18 protein-coding genes and 1 pseudogene are annotated in these 19677 nt (G+C 64.2%); all 19 read left to right on the top strand.

Annotated features, from left to right (window positions below; translation table 11 throughout):
- Nucleotides 1-15: 15 nt before the first annotated feature.
- The 19 genes and pseudogenes from ACGHIZ_RS07200 (at nucleotide 16) to ACGHIZ_RS07110 (ending at nucleotide 19573) form a co-directional block, all read left to right on the top strand.
- On the top strand, nucleotides 16-249 hold the full coding sequence (locus ACGHIZ_RS07200; RefSeq protein ID WP_118205769.1) for a hypothetical protein: 234 nt from the start codon (nucleotides 16-18) through the stop codon (nucleotides 247-249).
- Complete coding sequence (locus ACGHIZ_RS07195) at nucleotides 239-2710, top strand: hypothetical protein (RefSeq protein WP_390447115.1); 2472 nt, start codon at nucleotides 239-241, stop codon at nucleotides 2708-2710. The genes ACGHIZ_RS07200 and ACGHIZ_RS07195 overlap by 11 nt, the downstream gene beginning before the upstream one ends.
- Complete coding sequence (locus ACGHIZ_RS07190) at nucleotides 2707-3405, top strand: distal tail protein Dit (protein WP_390447112.1); 699 nt, start codon at nucleotides 2707-2709, stop codon at nucleotides 3403-3405. The genes ACGHIZ_RS07195 and ACGHIZ_RS07190 overlap by 4 nt, the downstream gene beginning before the upstream one ends.
- Entirely contained in the window at nucleotides 3406-6669 is a 3264-nt protein-coding gene (locus ACGHIZ_RS07185; RefSeq protein WP_390447109.1) for a phage tail protein, read from the top strand. It abuts the gene before it with no gap.
- 21 nt (nucleotides 6670-6690) lie between these two features.
- Entirely contained in the window at nucleotides 6691-7089 is a 399-nt protein-coding gene (locus tag ACGHIZ_RS07180; RefSeq protein ID WP_368134995.1) for a hypothetical protein, read from the top strand.
- Nucleotides 7086-7823, top strand: coding sequence for a hypothetical protein (locus ACGHIZ_RS07175; RefSeq protein WP_390447106.1), 738 nt, complete (start codon nucleotides 7086-7088; stop codon nucleotides 7821-7823). The genes ACGHIZ_RS07180 and ACGHIZ_RS07175 overlap by 4 nt, the downstream gene beginning before the upstream one ends.
- Before the next feature lie 9 nt (nucleotides 7824-7832).
- The gene (locus tag ACGHIZ_RS07170; protein WP_390447103.1) at nucleotides 7833-8741 is read left to right on the top strand and encodes a DUF6273 domain-containing protein; all 909 of its coding nucleotides are present in this window, start codon (nucleotides 7833-7835) and stop codon (nucleotides 8739-8741) included.
- A gap of 104 nt (nucleotides 8742-8845) precedes the next feature.
- Complete coding sequence (locus ACGHIZ_RS07165) at nucleotides 8846-9316, top strand: hypothetical protein (protein WP_390447100.1); 471 nt, start codon at nucleotides 8846-8848, stop codon at nucleotides 9314-9316.
- A 52-nt stretch (nucleotides 9317-9368) separates the two neighbouring features.
- Nucleotides 9369-9488: a hypothetical protein gene (locus ACGHIZ_RS07160; protein ID WP_006235543.1), complete on the top strand. Its 120-nt coding sequence runs from the start codon at nucleotides 9369-9371 to the stop codon at nucleotides 9486-9488.
- 192 nt (nucleotides 9489-9680) lie between these two features.
- Nucleotides 9681-10916: an RNA-directed DNA polymerase gene (locus tag ACGHIZ_RS07155; RefSeq protein WP_390447097.1), complete on the top strand. Its 1236-nt coding sequence runs from the start codon at nucleotides 9681-9683 to the stop codon at nucleotides 10914-10916.
- 118 nt (nucleotides 10917-11034) lie between these two features.
- A complete protein-coding gene (locus ACGHIZ_RS07150; RefSeq protein WP_161160238.1) occupies nucleotides 11035-11361 on the top strand; it encodes a hypothetical protein in 327 nt (108 codons plus the stop codon).
- Nucleotides 11362-11453: 92 nt separating this feature from the next.
- A pseudogene (locus ACGHIZ_RS07145) lies at nucleotides 11454-11528 on the top strand (XkdX family protein); the annotation flags it as partial.
- Between the two features lie 20 nt (nucleotides 11529-11548).
- The gene (locus tag ACGHIZ_RS07140) at nucleotides 11549-11962 is read left to right on the top strand and encodes a hypothetical protein (RefSeq protein WP_161160240.1); all 414 of its coding nucleotides are present in this window, start codon (nucleotides 11549-11551) and stop codon (nucleotides 11960-11962) included.
- 10 nt (nucleotides 11963-11972) lie between these two features.
- Nucleotides 11973-12278: a hypothetical protein gene (locus ACGHIZ_RS07135; protein WP_161160241.1), complete on the top strand. Its 306-nt coding sequence runs from the start codon at nucleotides 11973-11975 to the stop codon at nucleotides 12276-12278.
- Nucleotides 12278-13342: an N-acetylmuramoyl-L-alanine amidase gene (locus ACGHIZ_RS07130; protein WP_368134990.1), complete on the top strand. Its 1065-nt coding sequence runs from the start codon at nucleotides 12278-12280 to the stop codon at nucleotides 13340-13342. The genes ACGHIZ_RS07135 and ACGHIZ_RS07130 overlap by 1 nt, the downstream gene beginning before the upstream one ends.
- A 304-nt stretch (nucleotides 13343-13646) precedes the next feature.
- Nucleotides 13647-16364: an HAD-IC family P-type ATPase gene (locus tag ACGHIZ_RS07125; RefSeq protein WP_390447093.1), complete on the top strand. Its 2718-nt coding sequence runs from the start codon at nucleotides 13647-13649 to the stop codon at nucleotides 16362-16364.
- 101 nt (nucleotides 16365-16465) lie between these two features.
- A complete protein-coding gene (locus ACGHIZ_RS07120) occupies nucleotides 16466-17623 on the top strand; it encodes a zinc ribbon domain-containing protein (protein WP_390447090.1) in 1158 nt (385 codons plus the stop codon).
- A gap of 91 nt (nucleotides 17624-17714) precedes the next feature.
- On the top strand, nucleotides 17715-18257 hold the full coding sequence (locus ACGHIZ_RS07115; RefSeq protein WP_006236059.1) for a peptidylprolyl isomerase: 543 nt from the start codon (nucleotides 17715-17717) through the stop codon (nucleotides 18255-18257).
- An 11-nt stretch (nucleotides 18258-18268) separates the two neighbouring features.
- On the top strand, nucleotides 18269-19573 hold the full coding sequence (locus ACGHIZ_RS07110) for a tetratricopeptide repeat protein (RefSeq protein WP_229107788.1): 1305 nt from the start codon (nucleotides 18269-18271) through the stop codon (nucleotides 19571-19573).
- Nucleotides 19574-19677 lie beyond the last annotated feature (104 nt).

The following is a 19677-nucleotide window of genomic DNA, read 5'->3' as shown; positions in this document are numbered from 1 at the left end:
AGGTGCGCGCGCCGCATGTACCCGGAGCTCAAGTGGAGCGAGGAGACGTACATGCTCTGGCGCATCGAGCACCAGCTCAGGAGCCTCGCGTGGGGGCTGAGCGACAAGAAGCACCGGCCGCCGCAGGAGCCGCAGCCGCTCAAGACGCCCGGGCAGCTCGCAGAGCTCAAGAGGCACCAGCGCAACGCCCTCGCGAACAGGGCGGAAATCGACGAGATTCTAGGATTAGGAGGACGGGATGGCGACTAGCGTAGGCTCGGCATGCATTACGCTCATGCCGTCCATGAAGGGCTTCGCCGGCAGCATCTGCTCGGAGTTCGGCGACACGGGCTCCAAGGCCGGAAAGTCATTCGGCGACTCGATGACCTCCGGCGTGGACGGCGGGGTCAAGCGCTCCAGCGGGCTGCTGAGCGGGCTCGGCACCGTCGCCAGGGGCGTGGGCACCGTCGCCGCGGCTGGCATGGGCGCGCTCACCACGGCGGTGACCGCAATCGGCGGCGCTGCGGTATCCGCATACGCCGACTACGAGCAGCTGGTCGGCGGCGTCGACACGCTCTTCGGCTCCGCGTCCGGCAAACTGCAGGGATACGCCGCGGAAGCGTACAAGACGTGCGGCATGAGCGCAAACCAATACATGACCCAGGCGACCAGCTTCGCCGCATCGCTCGTGAGCTCGTGCGGCGGCGACGTGGCGAAGGCCGCCGAGTCCGCCAACACGGCGATGGGCGACATGGCGGACAACGTCAACAAGATGGGCTCGGACATGGCCGACGTCCAGAACGCCTACCAAGGTTTTGCCAAGCAAAACTACACGATGCTGGACAACCTGAAGCTGGGCTACGGCGGCACGAAGTCCGAGATGGAGCGACTCATCGCGGACGCCAACAAGCTGCGCGCGGCGCAGGGCAAGACCGCCGACCTCACCATCGACAGCTACGCCGACGTGGTCGAGGCTATCCACACCGTGCAGTCCGAGATGGGCATCACCGGCACGACCTCCAAGGAGGCCGCGACGACCATCTCCGGCTCCATCGGCATGGCCAAGGCATCATGGGAGAACTTCCTCACCGGTCTGGGCCGAGACGACGTGGACTTCTCGCAGCTCACCGAGCAGCTGCTCACGTCCGTCGGCGCGGTCGCCAAGAACATCGCGCCGCGCGTCGCGCAGATCGGGCAGGGCATCATCAAGGCGCTCCCCGCGGCGCTCTCCGGCATCGCGTCGGTGCTCACGCCCATCGTGTCCGAGGCGCTCGCCACGGCGTGGAACATCGCCGTCGGGGCGCTCGCCGGCATCGGTATCAAGCTGCCGAAGCTGGACTCCTCGCAGATCTGCTCGGCGCTTCAGGCCATCCTTGGCGTGGCCACGTCCGTCGGTAACGGCATCAAGGCGGCAATCGGGTTCATCGCGCCGCTCATCGCGCCAATCGGCACGGCGCTGCTCAACATCGCGCAGGCCGTGCTGCCGGTGCTCTCCACCGGCATACAGGTGGTGCTCGGCATCGTGCAGGCGCTGTCGCCGGTCATCGGCTTCCTGGTCGGTGTCATCGCGGACGTAATGACGACCGTCTCGCAGCTCGTCGCAATCGCCATGCCCGCCGTGCAGTCCGTGCTGTCCGCCGTGCTGGCGGCGATGCCGCTCATCCAGGGCGCGATTCAGGTGGCGATGGGCATCATCTCCGCCGTCTGGAACGCGGTCTGGTCTGCGATCTCCGCTGTCCTGACTGGCGTGATGGGCGCAATCTCCACTGCCGTTCAGGTCGCGATGGCCGTGGTGCAGACAGTCATCTCCACGGTCACCGCCGCGATAAGCGGCGACTGGGATACGGTCTGGAACACCATCAAGTCGGTAGCCGAGCTCGTCTGGTCGCAGATAGAGTTCGCCGTGCGGGCGGCCATAGGAATCGTCGAGTCCGTGATAACGTCCGCGCTCGATGGAATCAGCTCGATTTGGTCAAGCGTGTGGGGCACCGTCCGTGATTTCGCCGAGGTGGTCTGGGGACGCATCAAGTTCGCCGTCAACTCTGCGATAAATCAGGTCAGCGGCGTGATCGGCTCCGTGCTCAACAGCATCAGCTCCACGTGGTCGAGCATGTGGGGGAGCATCAAGAGCGCCTGCTCGTCCATCTGGGAGGGCATCAAGAGCGCGGCGTCCAACGGAATCAACTCCGTCTACAGGACCGTCACGAGCATCAAGGGCAAGATCACCGGGTTCTTCTCGGGCGCGCGCAACTGGCTCTTCAACTCCGGCAAGTCGATACTCAACGGCCTGAAGGACGGCATCATGTCCGCTATCGGCTCGGTGACCTCGGCGGTCTCCGGTGTAGTCTCCAGAATCCGCTCCTTCTTCCCGTTCTCGCCGGCAAAGGTCGGCCCCTTCTCCGGGCACGGCTACACGACCTTCTCGGGCAAGGCCCTCATGCAGGGCTGGGCGCAGGGCATCGGCTCCGGCACCGGCACCGTGGTCTCCGCCATCAGCGGCGCCATGGACACCGCGCAGGGGATGCTCTCGACGGGCCTGACCGTCGCGCCGTCCGCTGTCTACACTCCGGCGCGTCCCGAGGAGGATTCCGACGACGCCCTCGCCGGCATCCTGTCCGTCCTCGAGCAGATCAGGGACAAGGACGGAAACCTGTACATCGACTCGGAGCGCGTCTCCTCCGCCATCGCGATGCGCGGCAGGCACACGCTCGCCGCAAGGGGGTTCGCATGATATTCGGCGGAATCGACCTAACGCCGTACCTGCTGGTGACCAAGGTCACGAGACCGATTGTCCCCAAGGTGCGGCTCGATGAGACCGAGGTCCCCGGCATGGACGGCACACACGTTCGCGCCACGGGCCTCGAGCCCGTCGAGATAGCGGTCGACTGCAACATCGTCGGCGGCTCCCTCGACGAGGTCGCCGAGGCAAGGGCCGTGCTCGCCTCGGCGCTGTCCGGCGGCGAGAAGGCCCTCGTGCTCGACGACGCTCCCGAGCGCTACATGCTCGCGCGCTACAGGGGAGGGGCGGAGCAGGGGCGCAACGCGCACATGCCGAATCTCACGCTCGGGTTCTACTGTGCAGACCCCGCCGCCTACGGGCAGCGGCGCTCCGAGCAGGTGTCGGCATCCCAGCGCGCCGTCGCCGCCGGGGGCAACTACAGGGCCTACCCTACGGTCACGTGCAAGCCCCCGGCAGGCTCGAGCTGGACAATCACCAACGTATCGACCGGGCAGTTCGTCCGCGTCGAGGCGTCGTTCACGGGCGCACAGACCGTCGTGCTGGACATGCGCGCCGAGCGCTGCACAGTCAACGGCGCGGACTGGCCCGTGACCGTCGCGAGCGACTTCTTCTCGCTTGACGGCGTGCAGCAGATTAAGACGAGCGGCGGCACCGCGACGCTCGAATGGGAGGAGAGGTGGCTCTAGGTGCGAATTGACGTATACACGTGGCAGGACGCCTACGTATCGACAATCGGCCCCGAGGAGCTGCTCTCCCTCACCCATACCGACGAGCTCAACGGCGAGGACAGCGTGGACATCGTCACGACCTTCGCGCTCAAGCAGGGCTACCGCCTCGTGTGGGTCGACCGCCTCGGCAAGGTCCACGAGCACGTCTGCCAAGACCCCAAGGGCCTCCACGCCGGAGGCGATACGGTCTACACGGACACGGCGATCAACTCAATCTGCGAGACGTACGGCGACTATATCGAGGACAAGAGGCCCTACGGCTACGGCTTCCTCCAGGCGCTGAACGTCTGCCTGGAGCCGACCCGCTGGACCGCCGGAACTGTCGACCAGCCCGGTACCGTCGACAAGGGCCTGACCTTCTACCATACCAACTCACGCGAGTCGCTCAAGTCCATCCTGGAGTGCGGCGGCGAGCTGGAGACGGAGATCGCGGTATCCGGCGGCAAGGTGTCCTCTCGCAAAGTGGGCGTCCGCTCGCATCGCGGCGCGAAGGGCGGTCACCGCCGATTCACCTACACCAAGGACCTCGCGTCAGTCTCGCGCACCGAGCACTACGGCGCGATAACAGCCTGCTATGGTTACGGCAAGGGAATTGAGACGGATGCTGGCGGCTACGGCCGCAAGCTGACCTTCGGCGAAATCAACAACGGCAAGAACTACGTGGAGGACGCGACCGCGCTCAAGCTCTACGGTCGACCCGACGGCAGGGGCGGTCACGCCCACGTCTTCGGGCAGTATGAGAACTCGAACTGCGAGGACGCGGCGACCCTGCTCGCCGAGACCCGCGCATATCTCGACTCCCATAAGGAGCCGGGAATGACCTATGAGGCCGACGCCGTCGACCTCGTGCAGTTCGGCCGCGACTGGGAGGGCGTGACCGTCGGCGACGACGTCCAGATCGTCGACATGTGCTTCAGCCCGGCGCTGCGCTGCGAGGGCCGCGTGACCAAGCTCGTGACCGACGAGCTGGGCGGCGCCATGCGCGTGACGCTCGGCAACATAACCGAGACCATGACGGACATGTGGCTGGCGCAGCAGAAGCAGGTTTCCAGCCTGTCGCGGCGCTCGTCCAGCTGGGACGTGGCGGCATCCACGCCGCCGTCGTACCTCCAGCAGGTCATGGACGCGATGAACAACCAGTTCAACATGTCCGGCAGCAGCTACACCTTCACTAGCTTCGAGCAGGGGACAATCTACGCGTCCGTCCCGATGGACGCGAACGGCCGCTCGACCACGGGCAAGGGCAGCGCCATGCAGCTGTGCTCGCAGGGCTTCCGCATCGCCTCCGGCTGCAAGGCCGACGGCTCGTGGGACTGGCGCACCTTCGGCACCGGCGCGGGCTTCACAGCCGACCTCATCACGGTCGGTACGCTCATGGGCGACCTGATCAAGGCCGGCACGATTCAGGACAGGGCGGGCAAGAACTACTGGAACCTCGACGAGAGCAAACTGCATATCGGCCCCGGCGCGAAGCTCGGCGACAAGGACATCGCCACGACCGACGCCGTCATCGCGTCTGTCGATGTTGAGTACGCGCAGGGCTCATCGCGCGTCACCGAGCCGCAGGGCGGTTGGCAGACCACCGCTCCTCAATGGGTGTCCGGCAAGTACATCTGGACGCGCACCAAGACCATCATGCAGTCTGGCGATATTGAATGCAGCGAGCCCGTGTGTATCAGCGGCAGGGACGGCATCGATGGTGCCAAGGGGGACAAGGGCTCCACCGGCACCGGCGTGAAGGGCATCGTCGAGCAGTACTACCTCTCCACGAGCTTCACGGCGCAGTCCGGCGGCAGCTGGTCGGAGGCGCAGCCCGCGTGGGCGAAGGGCAGGTACATCTGGACGCGCAGCAAGGTCACATGGACGGACGGCTCGACCACATATACCGCGCCGTGCCTCGCCAAGGCCATCAACGGCAGCAACCAGATGGCCGGCAGCGCCATCGCGGCGCGCGTGAAGCTCTACGCCAAGAATCAATCGGACAGCGTGCCGCCGATTAACGCGCAGAACCCCGAGCTGGGGTGGTCCGAGGACCTCCCGCAATGGTCGAACGGATACTTCGTCTGGTCGATGGAGCGCGTCACCTACGGCGATGGCTCCGTGACCCACACGGCGCCGGTGCTGGAGGCCGCGTACAACAAGGCCTACCAGAGCGCGCACGACCTGACGGGCTCGCTCAACGGCCTCGACACGACGGTGCAGGACCTCGCAAGGGACGGTGTGGTGACCGAAGCGGAGAAGGCCGCGGTCAAGAAGGCCAAGCAGGACGTGGACAAGGAGCGCGAGGAGCTCACGAGCCAGTACAACGCGCTGAAGTCGAACAAGGCCCTCAGCGCCCAGTTCCTCTCGTCCGTCCTCGGCCCCCGCTACACCAAGGCCTTCGGCACGACCGACGAGGGCGGCACGTACGGCTCCTACGCCGACAAGGTCGACAAGGTGCTCCAGTGCAAGACCGCCGAGGAGCTCAAGGCGGCGATGTACGAGTACGACGCCGCATTCGGAGCCTACTCGACCGCCGTGAAGGACTACGCCGAGGCGGCCACCAGAGCCCGCCACGCCATCGAGCAGCAGAACGCATCGGACTACGCCGACGGCATCCTGAGCGCCTACGACGAGCAGATGGACCAGAAGGCCATCTTCGACCGCCTGACGAACGGCGGCGCAGACCAGGGGCTCTACATGAGCAACAACAGGGTCTACGTCAACGCGACATACATCGCAACCGGGACTCTCGCGGACGCAAAGGGGCGCAACTCGTGGAACCTCAAGGAAGGCGTGCTGACGACCAACTACATGACGGCGAAGAACATCACGGCGACCGGAAGCTTCACCGGTGGAAACCGCAGCAGCGGGTACGCCATGGAACTCGACTCGAGCGGGAAGCTGGCTGGGTTCAAGGACGGCACGCAGTACGGATACATCGAATGCTCCTCAACGTCACATGACATCGACAATCCGTCGATTATCTACCACGGACTGCAGCTGCAGGGACAGGGCGTCGTGCGAGTCTCGACACCGAGGCTCAGCGTGAGCGGCAGCGCCGACACGAGCGTCACGACGTGGTCAGGCCTGACGACCAAGGTCGGAGCGGCATACCACCCGCTTTACACGGAGAACGGCAAGAAATATTTCAACGACCAGTCCCAGACATCGTCGGTGCTCGAGTTCAGGAACGGCCTGCTGATCGGCGTGTCGACCATGCCGTCCGGGTGGAGCGGATAAGAGATGAAAGGACAAGAAGGAATGGAAGCAAGCAAGAAGATCGTCGTGGGCTATGCCGTCCACGACATCATCGGAAACAACGAACAGTGCCTGACGGAGTACGACCCGGAGGTGCTCCAGAGCGCCGAGGACGCCGGCCTCGTGTTCGTCGCCCAGTACGACGACGGCACGCGCGAGGTCGTCAAGGCCGCAGACGTCCGCAAGCCCGACCCCACGGTCAACGGCATCCCACTGGCGACCGCCGGGTACGTCGATGAGCGCACCGCCGCCACGGTCGCCGTGTTCGACGCGCTCTCGGCCATCGTCGACCCGCAGCCGGCCATGGCGGACGAGACGGAGGAGGGGGCCAAGGCCGTCGACCCGGTCGAGGCCTTCAAGGCCGCGCTCGCCGTCCTCAAGGCGTTGGAGGCCAAGGAATGATCAACCACGGGATAGCGCTCGACATGCGCAAGCGCCCGGGCACAGTCCCGCAGCGTGTCACCGTGCGCAGGGGTGAGACGCAGACCCAGAAGATAACGGCGTCGCTCACCGTGGACGGCACCGCCTATACGCCGACCTACCAGTCCGCGCGCCTGTGCGTGCTCCACGCCGATGGAACGTGGGCTCGCTGCGCCGCCACCGTCGGCACGGCATCGGTGAGCGCCACGCTGGCGCCGGAGGTCGTCAACGGGGTGGAGAAGTGCCGCCTGGCCTACTTCGAGTTCTACAACGCCAACGGGGCCTCCGAGACTACCGAGGACTTCGCGCTCGTAATTCTGGGAAATGTGGACGGGACAACAGGGCCTGCCGTCAGCTACGACCAGGAGCTCGACGAGCTCTACAGGAAGTGGAGCACTGAGCTATCTAGGCTCGGTCAATCCGCGTACGATGCGGCATCCGCCGCTAGCGGTGCGACGTCGAGGGCCGATGCGGCGGCAAGCGCGGCATTGCAGATCGCGAACGCGGCGGCGCAGGGCGCCGCCGGCGAGTCCGACATCGCCGAGCTGCGCCGCCAGAACGGCCAGCTCGCGACGATGCTCGCCGACGCGACAGACAAGTTCATCTACATGGACGGCACAGTCTACTGCCCTGCCGGCAAGGCGTCGGTATCCGGGGACACGGTGACGTTCGGCAGCACGTGCTCGGTATCGGGCAGCACGGTAACCCTTTCCTAAGGAGGATAAATGGCAAATGCAAAGACGCTGGTCGTAGGCGGCCAGCCGCTCAACGTCATCGACGATACCGCGCGCAGCAACGCGCAGACGGCACTCAACAACGCCGAGTACAACCGCCAGAGCCTCATCGGCAAGTACGGCGGGCAGAACATCGCCACCATCCTGGCGGGAGAGATCGGCAGCGGCAGCGTGTACGACGCGCTGCACAAGCGAGCCGCCAACGGCAACTTCGCGGGCCTGCGCGTGGGAGACTACATCGACGTGCCGCTGGTAAGCGCGTCGGGCGTGGCGGCCCAGCAGTCCGTGCGCTTCCTCCTGGCGCACTTCGACCCGTACTACCGCTGCGGCGACAGCTCCAAAGGCCACCATATCGCGTTCGTGGCCTCCGCGCCCATCGCCGTGGCCAAGACCGTGACCGGCGTGGCAAACGACAGCTTCCTGATGTGGAACACCACCAACACGAACCAGGGCACCGCCGACCAGAAATGCCCCTACCCCAACAGCAACCTCAAGGCGTGGGAGACGGCCTTCGAGGCGTGCCTGCCCGAGGGGCTGACCAAGTACCTGCTTACCCAGCGCGTGCTGCTTGAGGAGCGGTACAGCGCCGGCGGCGCGCTCAACGACTCCAACTCGTGGAGCTGGCAGGATATCGGCAAGGTGTTCTCGCTGTCGGAGATGGAGGTGTACGGCTGCCCCGTGTGGGGGACGAAGGGCTACAGCGTGGGCTTCGACTGCCAGTTTGACCTGTTCCGAGACACGGCGCACCGAGTCAACGGAAATCGGTGCGGTTGGTGGCTGCGTTCCGTCATGGGTGGCTCGTCGTCCGACGTGTGCTACGTCAACGGCGACGGCACTGCCGGCTACAACTCGGCGGCGGACGTCTGGGTTCGCCCCCGCCCCGGCTTCCTCGTCGGCTAGCCAGCCGAGTGCTCTATACTCTGCTTTTAGGCGACCGCCTTGCGCGGTCGCCTCCTGCCCGCGAAGCGGGCCGGTTTTTCCGCCAGTTTCCCCAGGAGGTGCACGTGAGCGGCGTCTACCAGCGCAACCGCGAGGTTTCCGAGTACAAGTTCTTCACGCAGGCCATCGCCATCCGCGTGGAGGTCAACAAGCTGATGGCGTCGTCCTCCGTGGTTCCGAAGACCTATCGTCTGCTGAACGCGGTGCCGACCGTGGAGACGGCGCGCAGCATCGTGTACAACGTCAACCGCGCCGACTGCTTCTATCCCAACAGCTCGTTCAACGCGCTGGAGAGGAAACGCTACCTGACGCTGGCCATAGCGGACTGCGAGCAGCTGATGCTGGACATGCAGTGCCTCATGGATATCGGCCTGCCGGTGAACGCCAACCGCTTCGAGGAGCTGGCGGCCATGGTCGAGGAGGAGATCAGGCTGCTGAAGGGCGCACGCAAGAACGTGCGGGTGACCGGCAAGAAATCCGCCGAGGAGCGCATAGCCGAGGCCGAGGCCGAGCTAGAGCGCCTGCGTTCGCTATAATGGGCGGCGGTCGCGCCTTGTTTATCGGTACAATTGGTGGCTGCGTTCCGTCATGGGTGGCTCGTCGTCCAACGTGTGCTACGTCAACAACAACGGCAATGCCAACTACAACTCGGCGACGAACGTCTGGGTTCGCCCCCGCCCCGGATTCCCTTACTGCCAGACCGAGTAGGCCCCAGAGCCGAAAGCAGAGCGCGAAGAGGAAGGAAGGCGCGACCGTCGGGCTCACGCCCGTAAATACGCACCCCGCGAGGGTGGCCGGACGCTGCTTGCATGGCGCGGCGCTCCGTGGCTTCGCCGCGTTTCATGGCCATACCTCAAGCGGCTGCCAGAGCCACATTGAAAGCCGTGCGGGGTGCCTCCTGTGAACTCCGAGCAAAGGCGGGCGGCGCGCCGGAAGCGCCGCGAGGAGAAGCGGGCCAAGGCCAAGGCCGAGCGCGTCAAGGCGTGCACGCTTGAGACCGTGGCCGACCTCAACAGCCTGTGCAAGGCTTCCAAGCAGGCCGCGCGCGGCGTGATGTGGAAGGCGTCCACGCAGCGGTACATGAAGGACTACCTGCGCAACGCCGTCCTGTCCCGCCGCGACCTTTTGGAGGGCCGCGACATATGCCGGGGCTTCATCCGCTTCGACCTATGGGAGCGCGGCAAGCTGCGCCACATCAGCGCCGTGCACTTTCCCGAGCGCGTGGTGCAGAAGTCGCTGTCGCAGAACGCGCTCGTGCCCGCGATCGTGCCCACCCTCATAGCCGCGAACTCCGCGAACATAAAGGGGCGCGGCACCGACTACGCCCTGAAGCTGCTCAAGCGCCACCTGGCCGACCACTGGAGGCGGCACGGCCGCGAGGGCTACATACTGCTCGGCGACTTCTCCGACTACTTCGCGCGCATAGCGCACCAACCCGTCAAAGACCAGGTGGCCTCCGCGCTGCTAGATCCGCGCGTGGTCGCCTTGGAGCACCGCCTGATAGACGCGCAGGGCGATGTGGGCCTGGGGCTGGGCAGCGAGCCGAACCAGATATGCGCCGTCGCGCACCCCAACCGCATTGATCACTACGCAATCGAGATGCTGCGCCCCGAGGCCTACGGTCGATATATGGACGACTTCTACCTGATACACGAGTCCAAGGACTACCTGCAGGTGTGCCTGCTGCTCATAGAGCGCAAATGCGCCGAGCTGGGCATCGAGCTGAACCCGCGCAAGACCCGCGTGGTGAAGCTCACGCGCGGGTTCACGTGGCTGAAGAAGCGCATCTTCTACACGGACACGGGCCGCATAGTCGTGAAGCCGTGCCGAGACTCCATAACGCGGGAGCGCCGCAAGCTCAAGAAGATGGCCCGCATGGTCGCCGATGGCATCATGACCCCCGAGCAGGTGGAGCAGAGCTACCAGAGCTGGCGCGGAGGCATGAAGCGGCTGGACGCGCACCGCAGCGTGCGGGCCATGGACGCGCTGTACCGAAGCCTGTTCGGAAATCTCGCGCAGGGGGGGGGTGCTCAATGCAGGCCAACCAGAGGGACGATTCAAGCGGAAGCAAGCCCTCGCAATAGCGGAGAACCGGCAACTCAAAGCAGCGGCCTAAGCGAAGCGGCTGCGAAATAACAGAAACATCGAAGGCGTGCCGCGGCGCGCCTTCTTCCTTTGCGCCCATCAAAGCGGCTCGGCATTCTCACGGCGCCAATACGATGGCGGCACATTCCCCGACAAGAGAGGAGTCCGCATGGACACTGAGGAAGACACGCCGCGCCCCAACGATCTTCAAGATGGCACCATGGCCGAGGTCAACGCCCTGCGCGATCTGCTGTCGCAAATCGGCGACCCCGACGCGGCGCACGACGCGGGCGTTATCGACGATGACGAGTACGCTGAGCGGAAGGCGCGAAAGCTCGCCTACACCGCGGCGCTCGCCGCCTACGACAGTGGCGAGACGCTCGACGTGTCGGCGCTGATCGACCAGATGCGCGAGCGGGCGTCGCAGCCGACGCAGACCGAACAGAACACGGCGAACATCGACTACCTGCTCATGACGGTCGGAGGTGACCAGTAACGCCAACGAAGAAAACCGACGAGCATTCCAAGCACTTCGCGCTCGTCAAGAAGTACTACGACCGACCTCTTTGGAGTAAGGCGCGAGTACACAAGGCCGTCGAGTGCAAGTGGATCACCGCCGACGAGTACAAGGAGATCACCGGCGAGGAGTACACGGCCGAATAGGCGGAAGGAGGGCGCCCAGGATGGAAGTGCTCAAACTTTTTGCGCCTTACGGACCGGCTTGGCTTGGCGGCGTGCTCCTGACGCTCGTTGCGTTCTACTTCGGGAAACAATTTCTTGAGGAGTACAAACGCCAAAACCAGCGGAAGGGCGAGCTCGACCTTAAGCGCGAGGAGCGCAAGCAGGCCGAAGTCGACGAGCGCGCGCAGCGGGACCGCGAGCGCTCGCAGATGGAGGGCCGCATCGCCGCGCAGATGGAGCGCAGCAACAGCCTCATGGAGGCGATGAAGACGCTCATGGAGTCCGTCGTGGCGTCCAACGAGGTCTTGCACGCGGACTTGGCGCACAGCCAGGCGAGGAGCCAGGGGATGGCCGAGAAGGTCGACCACATCTGCGACCGCGTCGACCTTATCTACAGCAAGGAATCCGACAGATAGGAGCAATCGAATGAATGAGATCCAGGCGGGCCTCACGGTGTGCACGGTCCTGGTCGTGCCGTACATCGTGCAGGCGATCAAGACGAAGGCGATGACGGGCAACGTCGCCCGCTGGACGGCAATCGCCGTCTCGGCGGGATGCGGCGCCCTCACGGCCATGTCGGGCGGCGTCCCGACCGAACCCTCGGCATGGGTTACGTCCATCTTCGCCGCGGTAGGCGGCGTTCAGGTGGCCTACGCGGCCTTCAAATCGGTCGGCATCACGGACAAATGGCTGGACGCCCTGCTGGCGCTCGGCGACATCAAGGAGGACTAATGGCAGACTTCGCAAACGTCCAGCCGGACGAGTACAAGCTTCTGGGGCGCAACTTCTCGGCGGGCCGTCCGTTCGGCATCAAGGGCGTCACGATCCACCACATGGCGGGCGACCTCAACGCCGGCCAGTGCAACGGCATCTGGGGCGCCAACGGCTGCTCGGCGCACTACTCGGTCGACCGCAACGGCTACATCGTGCAGCACGTCAACGATCTCGACCGCGCCTACGCCTGCGGCGACGGAATCGGCACTGGACGCGGCAACGATACGACCATCTCCATCGAGCACGCCAACAGCGGCAGCAACCCGTGGACGGTCCACGAGAAGGCAATCGAGAGCGGCGCACACCTTGTCGCGGCCCTGTGCCTGTACTACGGCCTCGGTCGCCCCGAGTGGTGCAAGAACGTGTTCCCGCACCGCTACTGGAGCGCCACGGCTTGCCCCGGCGAGCTTGCGGGCTCCCAGCGCGACCATTACATGCAGCGCGCCCAGGCGTGGTACGACGCGATGAAGGGCGGCAAGGCGCCCGCCCCCTCCGCCGCCGCTAAGCCTGCCGCGGCAAAGCCCTCTCAGGCGGCATCCGGCGGCTTCACGAAGGCATCTGGCAAGCGCATCCCCGTCCACTACTCCCTCCACCTCAAGGGCGGCGGCTGGCTGGACGAGGTGACCGACTTCGGCGCCGGGGACAACGGCTTCGCGGGCTACCCGTGCCGACAGCACGACCTCCTTTGCGCCCGAGTCGATCGCGGCACGCTCAAGTATCAGGTCCACACCATCGAGGACGGCTGGCTTGACTATGTTTCCAAGGGCGACCGCAACGATACCGTGAACGGTTGCGCCGGCATCGCCGGCCACACCATCGACGGTGTACGCATGTACTACGTGACCCCGGGCGGCGAGGAGTACAAGCAGGCGTGGTATCGCTCGCAGACCACCGCGCGCGCCGGATGGCTCGACACCGTGTGCGACGACGGCTCCACCTACGGCGGCGACGACTACGCCGGTTTCTACGGCGAGCCGCTCGACCGACTCCAAGTCTGCGTCACCGACGGCAACCCGTACTAGCATGATCGCGCTGGCTTTCGTCCTCGGCGCGCTCTTCGGCGGCACCGTGGCGACAATCGGCCTGTGCCTCGTGAGCATCAACGGGCGCTAGCCGCGGCCCGCTCGGGTTATCCCGGGCGGGTTTTTTCTCGAGAAAAGGTGTTGCTACGCCGCCCGTGGTATCCTGAGCAGCACGACGGTCCCAACGGCGCAGATCTCGGTTCTAGAATCTAGGCAGACGGGGCACCATCGAACGTAAGACCGTCCGAACCTCGCATGGTCCGGGCGGTTTTTCTTATACCGACGCGACGTGATGGGACGTGGTATGGCAGCAACGGATATCGAGCGCGGACTCTCGACCGCCGAGGTCGAGGAGCGCATTGCCGCCGGTAAGATCAACCGCAACATGGAGCTCAAGACCAAGTCGGTCAAAGAGCTCATCATCGAGAACCTCTGCACGCTGTTCAATTTGATCAACGTGATCTTGGCGTTCCTGGTCATTTTGACCGGTTCGTTTAAGAATCTGACGTTCCTGTTCGTGGTGTTCTTGAACACCGCTATCGGCGTCATTCAGTCCATGCGTTCCAAGAAGATGGTCGATAAGCTCACGCTGCTGACCTCCAAGAAGGCCATCGCGGTGCGCGACGGCGCCGAGGTGGAGCTCGACCTGGACCAGATCGTGCTCGACGACATCATCCGCCTGGGGCGCGGCGACCAGATTCCCGCTGACGCCGTGGTGGTTTCGGGCGAGGCGCTCGTGAACGAGAGCCTGCTGACGGGCGAGAGCGACCCTATTAAGAAACAGCCCGGTTCCGAGCTCATGAGCGGCAGCTTTATCGACTCGGGCCTGCTGCGCGCCCGCGTGATCCATGTCGGCGCCGACAACTACGTAGCCAAAATTAATAACGAGGCCAAGTACGTCAAAAAGGTCAATTCCGAGATCATGAACGCGCTGAACGCCATCGTGCGCTTTGCGAGCATCATCATGATCCCGCTCGGTTTGGCGTTGTTTGCCTCGAGCGTGAGCGAGCTGTGGGATGCCGCGGGAACCCCGGGCGATAGCGCGCTTTCGTGGTGCTTCTCCGAGCTGCTGGCCGGCCGCGTGCCCTCGTCGGCGCTGCTGTCCACGGTGGGCGCCCTGCTGGGCATGATCCCACAAGGCCTGGTGCTGCTGACCTCGTCGGTGCTCGCCATCGCCACGGTGCGCCTGGCCCGCCGCAAGGTGCTGGCGCAGCAGCTCTACTGCATCGAGACGCTCGCTCGCGTCGACGTGCTGTGCCTGGACAAGACGGGCACCATCACGTCGGGCCGCATGGAGGTCGAGGGCACGTATCCGCTGCCGGTCGAGGGTATGGGTGCGGGGGAGGGCGACGCCGCCGTTCCCGTCGATACCACGGTGCTCGATTTTGCGCTGGCTAACGTGGCGCGTGCGACTTCGGCCGATGCCAATGAGACCTGCCAGGCGCTGCTCAACTATTACGCCGATCGCCCGGTCGAGGTGTCCGAGCCGCTGTCGGTTATTCCGTTCTCGTCGTCCAAAAAGTGGAGCGGCGCCTCGTTTGCGCATGGCTCCTATGTGATGGGTGCGGCTCAGTTTGTGCTCTCCGATCGTGCGTTTGCCCAGGTCGAGAACCGTGTTGCCGAGCTTGCCGATACCTGCCGCGTGCTCGTGGTGGCGCGCGTTGACGGCTTTACGCCCGACGGCGATATGGTGGGCGAGGCCGAGCCCGTGGGCTTTGTGACCATCCGCGATGAGATTCGTACCTCGGCCGCCGAGACCATCGGCTACTTTAACGAGCAGGGCGTGACGCTCAACGTGATCAGTGGCGACGACCCGCGTACGGTGTCGTCGATCGCGCGCGTGGTGGGCGTGCCGGGGGCGGACGCTTATGTGGACGCCACGACGCTCGATACGCCGGCCAAGCTCGATGCCGCAGTGGACCGCTACCATGTCTTTGGTCGTGTGACCCCGCAGCAGAAGCGCGAGCTCGTGCAGGCACTCAAGCGCCGCGAGCACACCGTGGCCATGACGGGCGACGGCGTCAACGACGTGCTGGCGCTCAAGGAGGCCGACTGCTCCGTGGCCATGGCGGCCGGCTCCGATGCCGCGCGCAACGTGGCCGAGATCGTACTCGTCGACAACGACTTTGCCTCGATGCCCGCCGTGGTGGCCGAGGGCCGTCGCTCCATCAACAACCTGCAGCGTTCGGCCTCACTGTTCCTGACCAAGACGCTGTTCTCGATGGGCCTGGCGGCGCTGTGCATCGCGCTGCCGCCGTACCCATTCGAGCCCATCCAGATGACGCTCATCAACTTCTTCTGCATCGGCGCGCCGGGCTTTGTGTTGGGCCTGGAGCCCAACAATGCTCGCGTGAAGGGTGCGTTTTTGAGCAACGTACTCAAGCGTGCACTGCCGGCGTCGATTGCGGTCATTTTGGCTGCGGCGCTTGATATCTTTGTGGCGCGCGTGTTTGGCTTTAGCCAGCTCACGCTGTCTACGATGTGCCTGCTTACGTCGTGCGCGGCGAGCGTCAGCCTGATCTGGCGGATCTCGCAGCCTCTCACGCCCTTACGTGTGGTGCTCTTTGTGTTTGTAGTCGCCGGCATCCTGGTGGGCGTTATCGGATTCCCAGAGCTGCTGTCTATTGCCAACCTGTCGATGGGCCAGATGGTTATCTTGGCTGTCATCGTGGTCTTTACCTGCTCGGTGTTCTTTAAGCTCGCCACGATGATGGATTCGCTCAAGCCGCGTCGTCGTCATGCTGCAACTGGTTTTGGCCGCGGTGTGCGCGTCCACCTGGGTCGCGGTGGCGGCAAGGTGAGCTCGACGGGTTCGACGGCCGAGCGTTTTGCCAAGCGCTTCGCCGCCGACATGGCGCAGCGCCGCGAAGATCGCACCGCTCGCGAGGCCGAGGCCCGCGCACTCGAGGGCGTGGCCCAGGCCCAGCCCAAGAAAAAGAAGAGTACCGGAGCCAAGCGCTCTCGCGTGACCAAGTCCGCCCAAGGCATCAAAGTTTCGATGCCAAGCAAAAAGAAGAAGTAACTACGCCCTGGCGATGTTGAATTGGTGCCTTGCTCCTGTGGGGCCGTGGCGATGTTATGCTCTAACCTCGATTGTTTGAATTGCTTCGAAAAGAGGATGCCGTGATCTGCCCGCATTGCCTTAAGACTATCGAGGACGGCGCCTCGTTCTGCCCCTACTGCAACGCCTATGTGGGTCCGGGCGATGGCCCCGAGCACACCGAGTTCGTGTTCTGTGAGGGCTGCGGTGCCCGTCTTTCTCCGCATGATCGTACGTGCCCCAAATGCGGACGCCCCGCTCCGGGTATCCTCTCCGAGGACGCGGCCGCATCCGACTTGGCTGCGGGCCGCACGGCGGGTTTTCCGCGCCTAACGCAAGAGCAGATCGATACCGAGGTGCCGCATGCGCCGGCCTCTGCCGCTGCGGTGCTTTCGGACGCCGCCGATCCTAACGAGACCTGCGTGCTGCCGGCTTTCGATAAGGATTTCGGTATTCCCAAGGTCGATATTCCCACGCCGGTTTCCCGCCACGACGATGCTCAAAAACCCAAGCGCAAGGTGCATCCCGACGAGGACGCCTATCACAAGCACAAGCGTCATATCCCTAAGCCGCTCATCGTCATCGCGATCCTTGCCTTTGTGTGCGGTGGTGCCTATTGGTTCGTGACGACCGATCCCATGGGTGTCATGCCTGGCTTCTATGACCAGTTTGGCCAAGCCGCGCAGACGACCTTCCCCACGCGCCAAAAGGGCGAGGCGACTGAGGACGATACCAAGCAGGACGATTCTGCCGAGGTGGTCCAGGAAGAAACCGTGCTGACCGATGATCAGCTCTATACCAGGCTCGACGGTCTGTATCAGACCATCGTGTCCTACGGCGACGAGGACCAGATCGGCGAGGTCATCGATTCCTTTAACAACGGTTATCTCCGAACGCCGCTGTCCACCCGTCAGGAGCTGTCGCAGAGTGCCTACGCCCTGCGCGACCAGATCAAAAAGACGCAAGATGAGCTTAACAACCTTAAGTATCAGGACGATACGGTCTATGCGGACGACATCGCCCACTTAAAGCAGCTTGCCGAGTGGATGTACGAGCGTGTCGACGTGATCTGCCAGAGCTGGGATATCTCGCTGGCCATTCCCGATGGCGAGTCGATGAGTTCCCACCAAAGCGAGATCCTGGCGCCCATCGCACAGGGCGGCAACAGCGCGCTGAACCAGTACGACGCCAATGTGGGCTCCTGGAAGCCGCAGCAGCGTCCCAAAATTAGTTCGCCATAGTCGGCATAACCTACGTGCGCAATTGATGTAAGCGCATGCTTATTGCTACAATTCGTACAAATATGCTTTAAACGCACGAGGAAGGAACCACATGTTTGGTTTTAAGAAAGAGCTCTACACGCCCGAGTATCAGCTTGCCGGCGACGAGTGCGCCGTTATCGAGACGTCGAAGGGTACCATCAAGGTCAAGTTTGACGGCGAGGGCGCTCCCATTCATGTCGCGAACTTCTGCGAGCTTTCCACGATGGGCTTCTATGATGGCCTTAAGTTCCATCGCTATGTGCCCGGTTTTGTCATCCAGGGCGGCGACCCCAATACCCGCGATATGTCCGGCGCCGACGTCGCCGCTGGTCTTGAGGGCCCCGACGGCATGCCCGGTACCGGTGGCCCCGGCTACTGCATCAAGGGCGAGTTTGCCACCAATCCGCGCAACAGCCATGTCGATGGTGCCCTTGCCATGGCACGCTCCATGGACCCCGATTCCGCGGGTTCGCAGTTCTACTTCTGCCTGGGCGCCCAGCATAACCTCGATTCCGGTTACACCGTCTTTGGTACCACGGTCGAGGGTCTCGATGTGATTTCGCAGCTGCGTGCCGGCGACGAGATCGTCCATGTCGAGATCGTTCACGAGTAAAGGGGACTTCCTTGAATAGCCAGCTGATCCAACAGGGCCGCGCCGCTTACCGCGCGGGTGATTTTTCCGCTGCAGCCCAGATGCTTGGGGCGGCAAAGACTCCCGATGAGATTATGGGCGAGGCCGATCACCTTCGTGGCAACGCCTTGATGCACCTGGGCATGTATGCCGAGGCCGCCGAGGCTTATGCTGCCGCCCTCAACGACGGCACCTACGGCAAGCGCGGCGCGCTGCTCACCAACCGCGGCAAGGCGCTCGCCGCCGTGGGCGACTACACGACGGCCGCCCAGGCGTTCTCTGCTGCTACGCAGGATGCTTCCTATGCGACGCCGTTCAAGGCCTATCTGGGCCTGGGCAATGCGCTGTTCCAGTCGGGCGATTATGCCAACGCGGGTACTGCCTTCCGTCAGGCTGCCATCGACGGCGCCAATCCGGCTCCTGCCGCCGCACTCGGCGAGCTCGGTCGTTGCTTCATTAAGCTCGGCCGTCCGGCGGATGCCGTGGAGACCTACCGCACGGCTATCGACTTTGCCGGCCCCCGCGACGACACGCGTGCGCTCAATGCCGGCATGGGTCAGGCGCTTTCTGCCGCCGGCCGTCCCTCCGACGCACTCGACGCCTTTAACGCCGCTACTGCCGATGGCATCTACCAGCTCACTTCCGAGCAGGCCGATGAGCTTGCCCGCGTGCATGATTCGCTTGCCGCACTGTCTGCCCAGACGGCTATGGCCACGGCTCCGGCGCCCGCGATGGACGCTCCCGCCGTCGATCCGCTCGATCCTACGGGCGCGACCGGTCAGTTTATGCCCGATCCCTCGGACACCGGCTTCTTTACACTGTCCGAGTCCGAGATGGTCCAGCAGGACCGTCAGGATCGTAAGCAGGCCAAGGTCCGTCGCCGCCATCGCCACGCGGGTCTCAAAGTCTTCATTGTGCTGCTTCTGCTCATTTTGATTGCCGCGGGCGGTCTGGGCTTTGCCTACACGCGCGGCTTTGGCTTCCCGTCTCAGGAATCTGTGGTTACCGATCTGTTCCAGGCTGCCGGCGACGGCGACACCGCAAAGGCCGAGTCTTGCCTGGCCTCGAGTTTGTCCGAGGACGCTAAGTCGATGATCATCTCCTCGATTCCGCAGGGTGCTACCGTGTCCGTCGAGGGCATGGACCAGTCCATGACCGAGACGACCGCCAAGGTCAAGGCGTCGCTGTCCAAGGGCGGCGAGCAGGAGTACACCGTCAAATTCGTGCGCTCCGACAATCATATCGGCTGGGCCGTTTCCTCGCTCGATATGGATTTCTCGGCTGCTGACAACCAGTAGTGACCTTATGGGATTTAGCTTTGCCCGGCGCTTCACCGCAAGTGAGGTGCCGGGCTTGCGCTAGTATCATGAGCTAGTAGTTTTCCAGCAATCATCCAACACAT

This window comes from Collinsella sp. i05-0019-G5 (genome assembly GCF_042851345.1).
In the GTDB taxonomy this organism is placed as follows: domain Bacteria; phylum Actinomycetota; class Coriobacteriia; order Coriobacteriales; family Coriobacteriaceae; genus Collinsella.
This window is presented reverse-complemented; position numbering and strand designations above follow the sequence as displayed.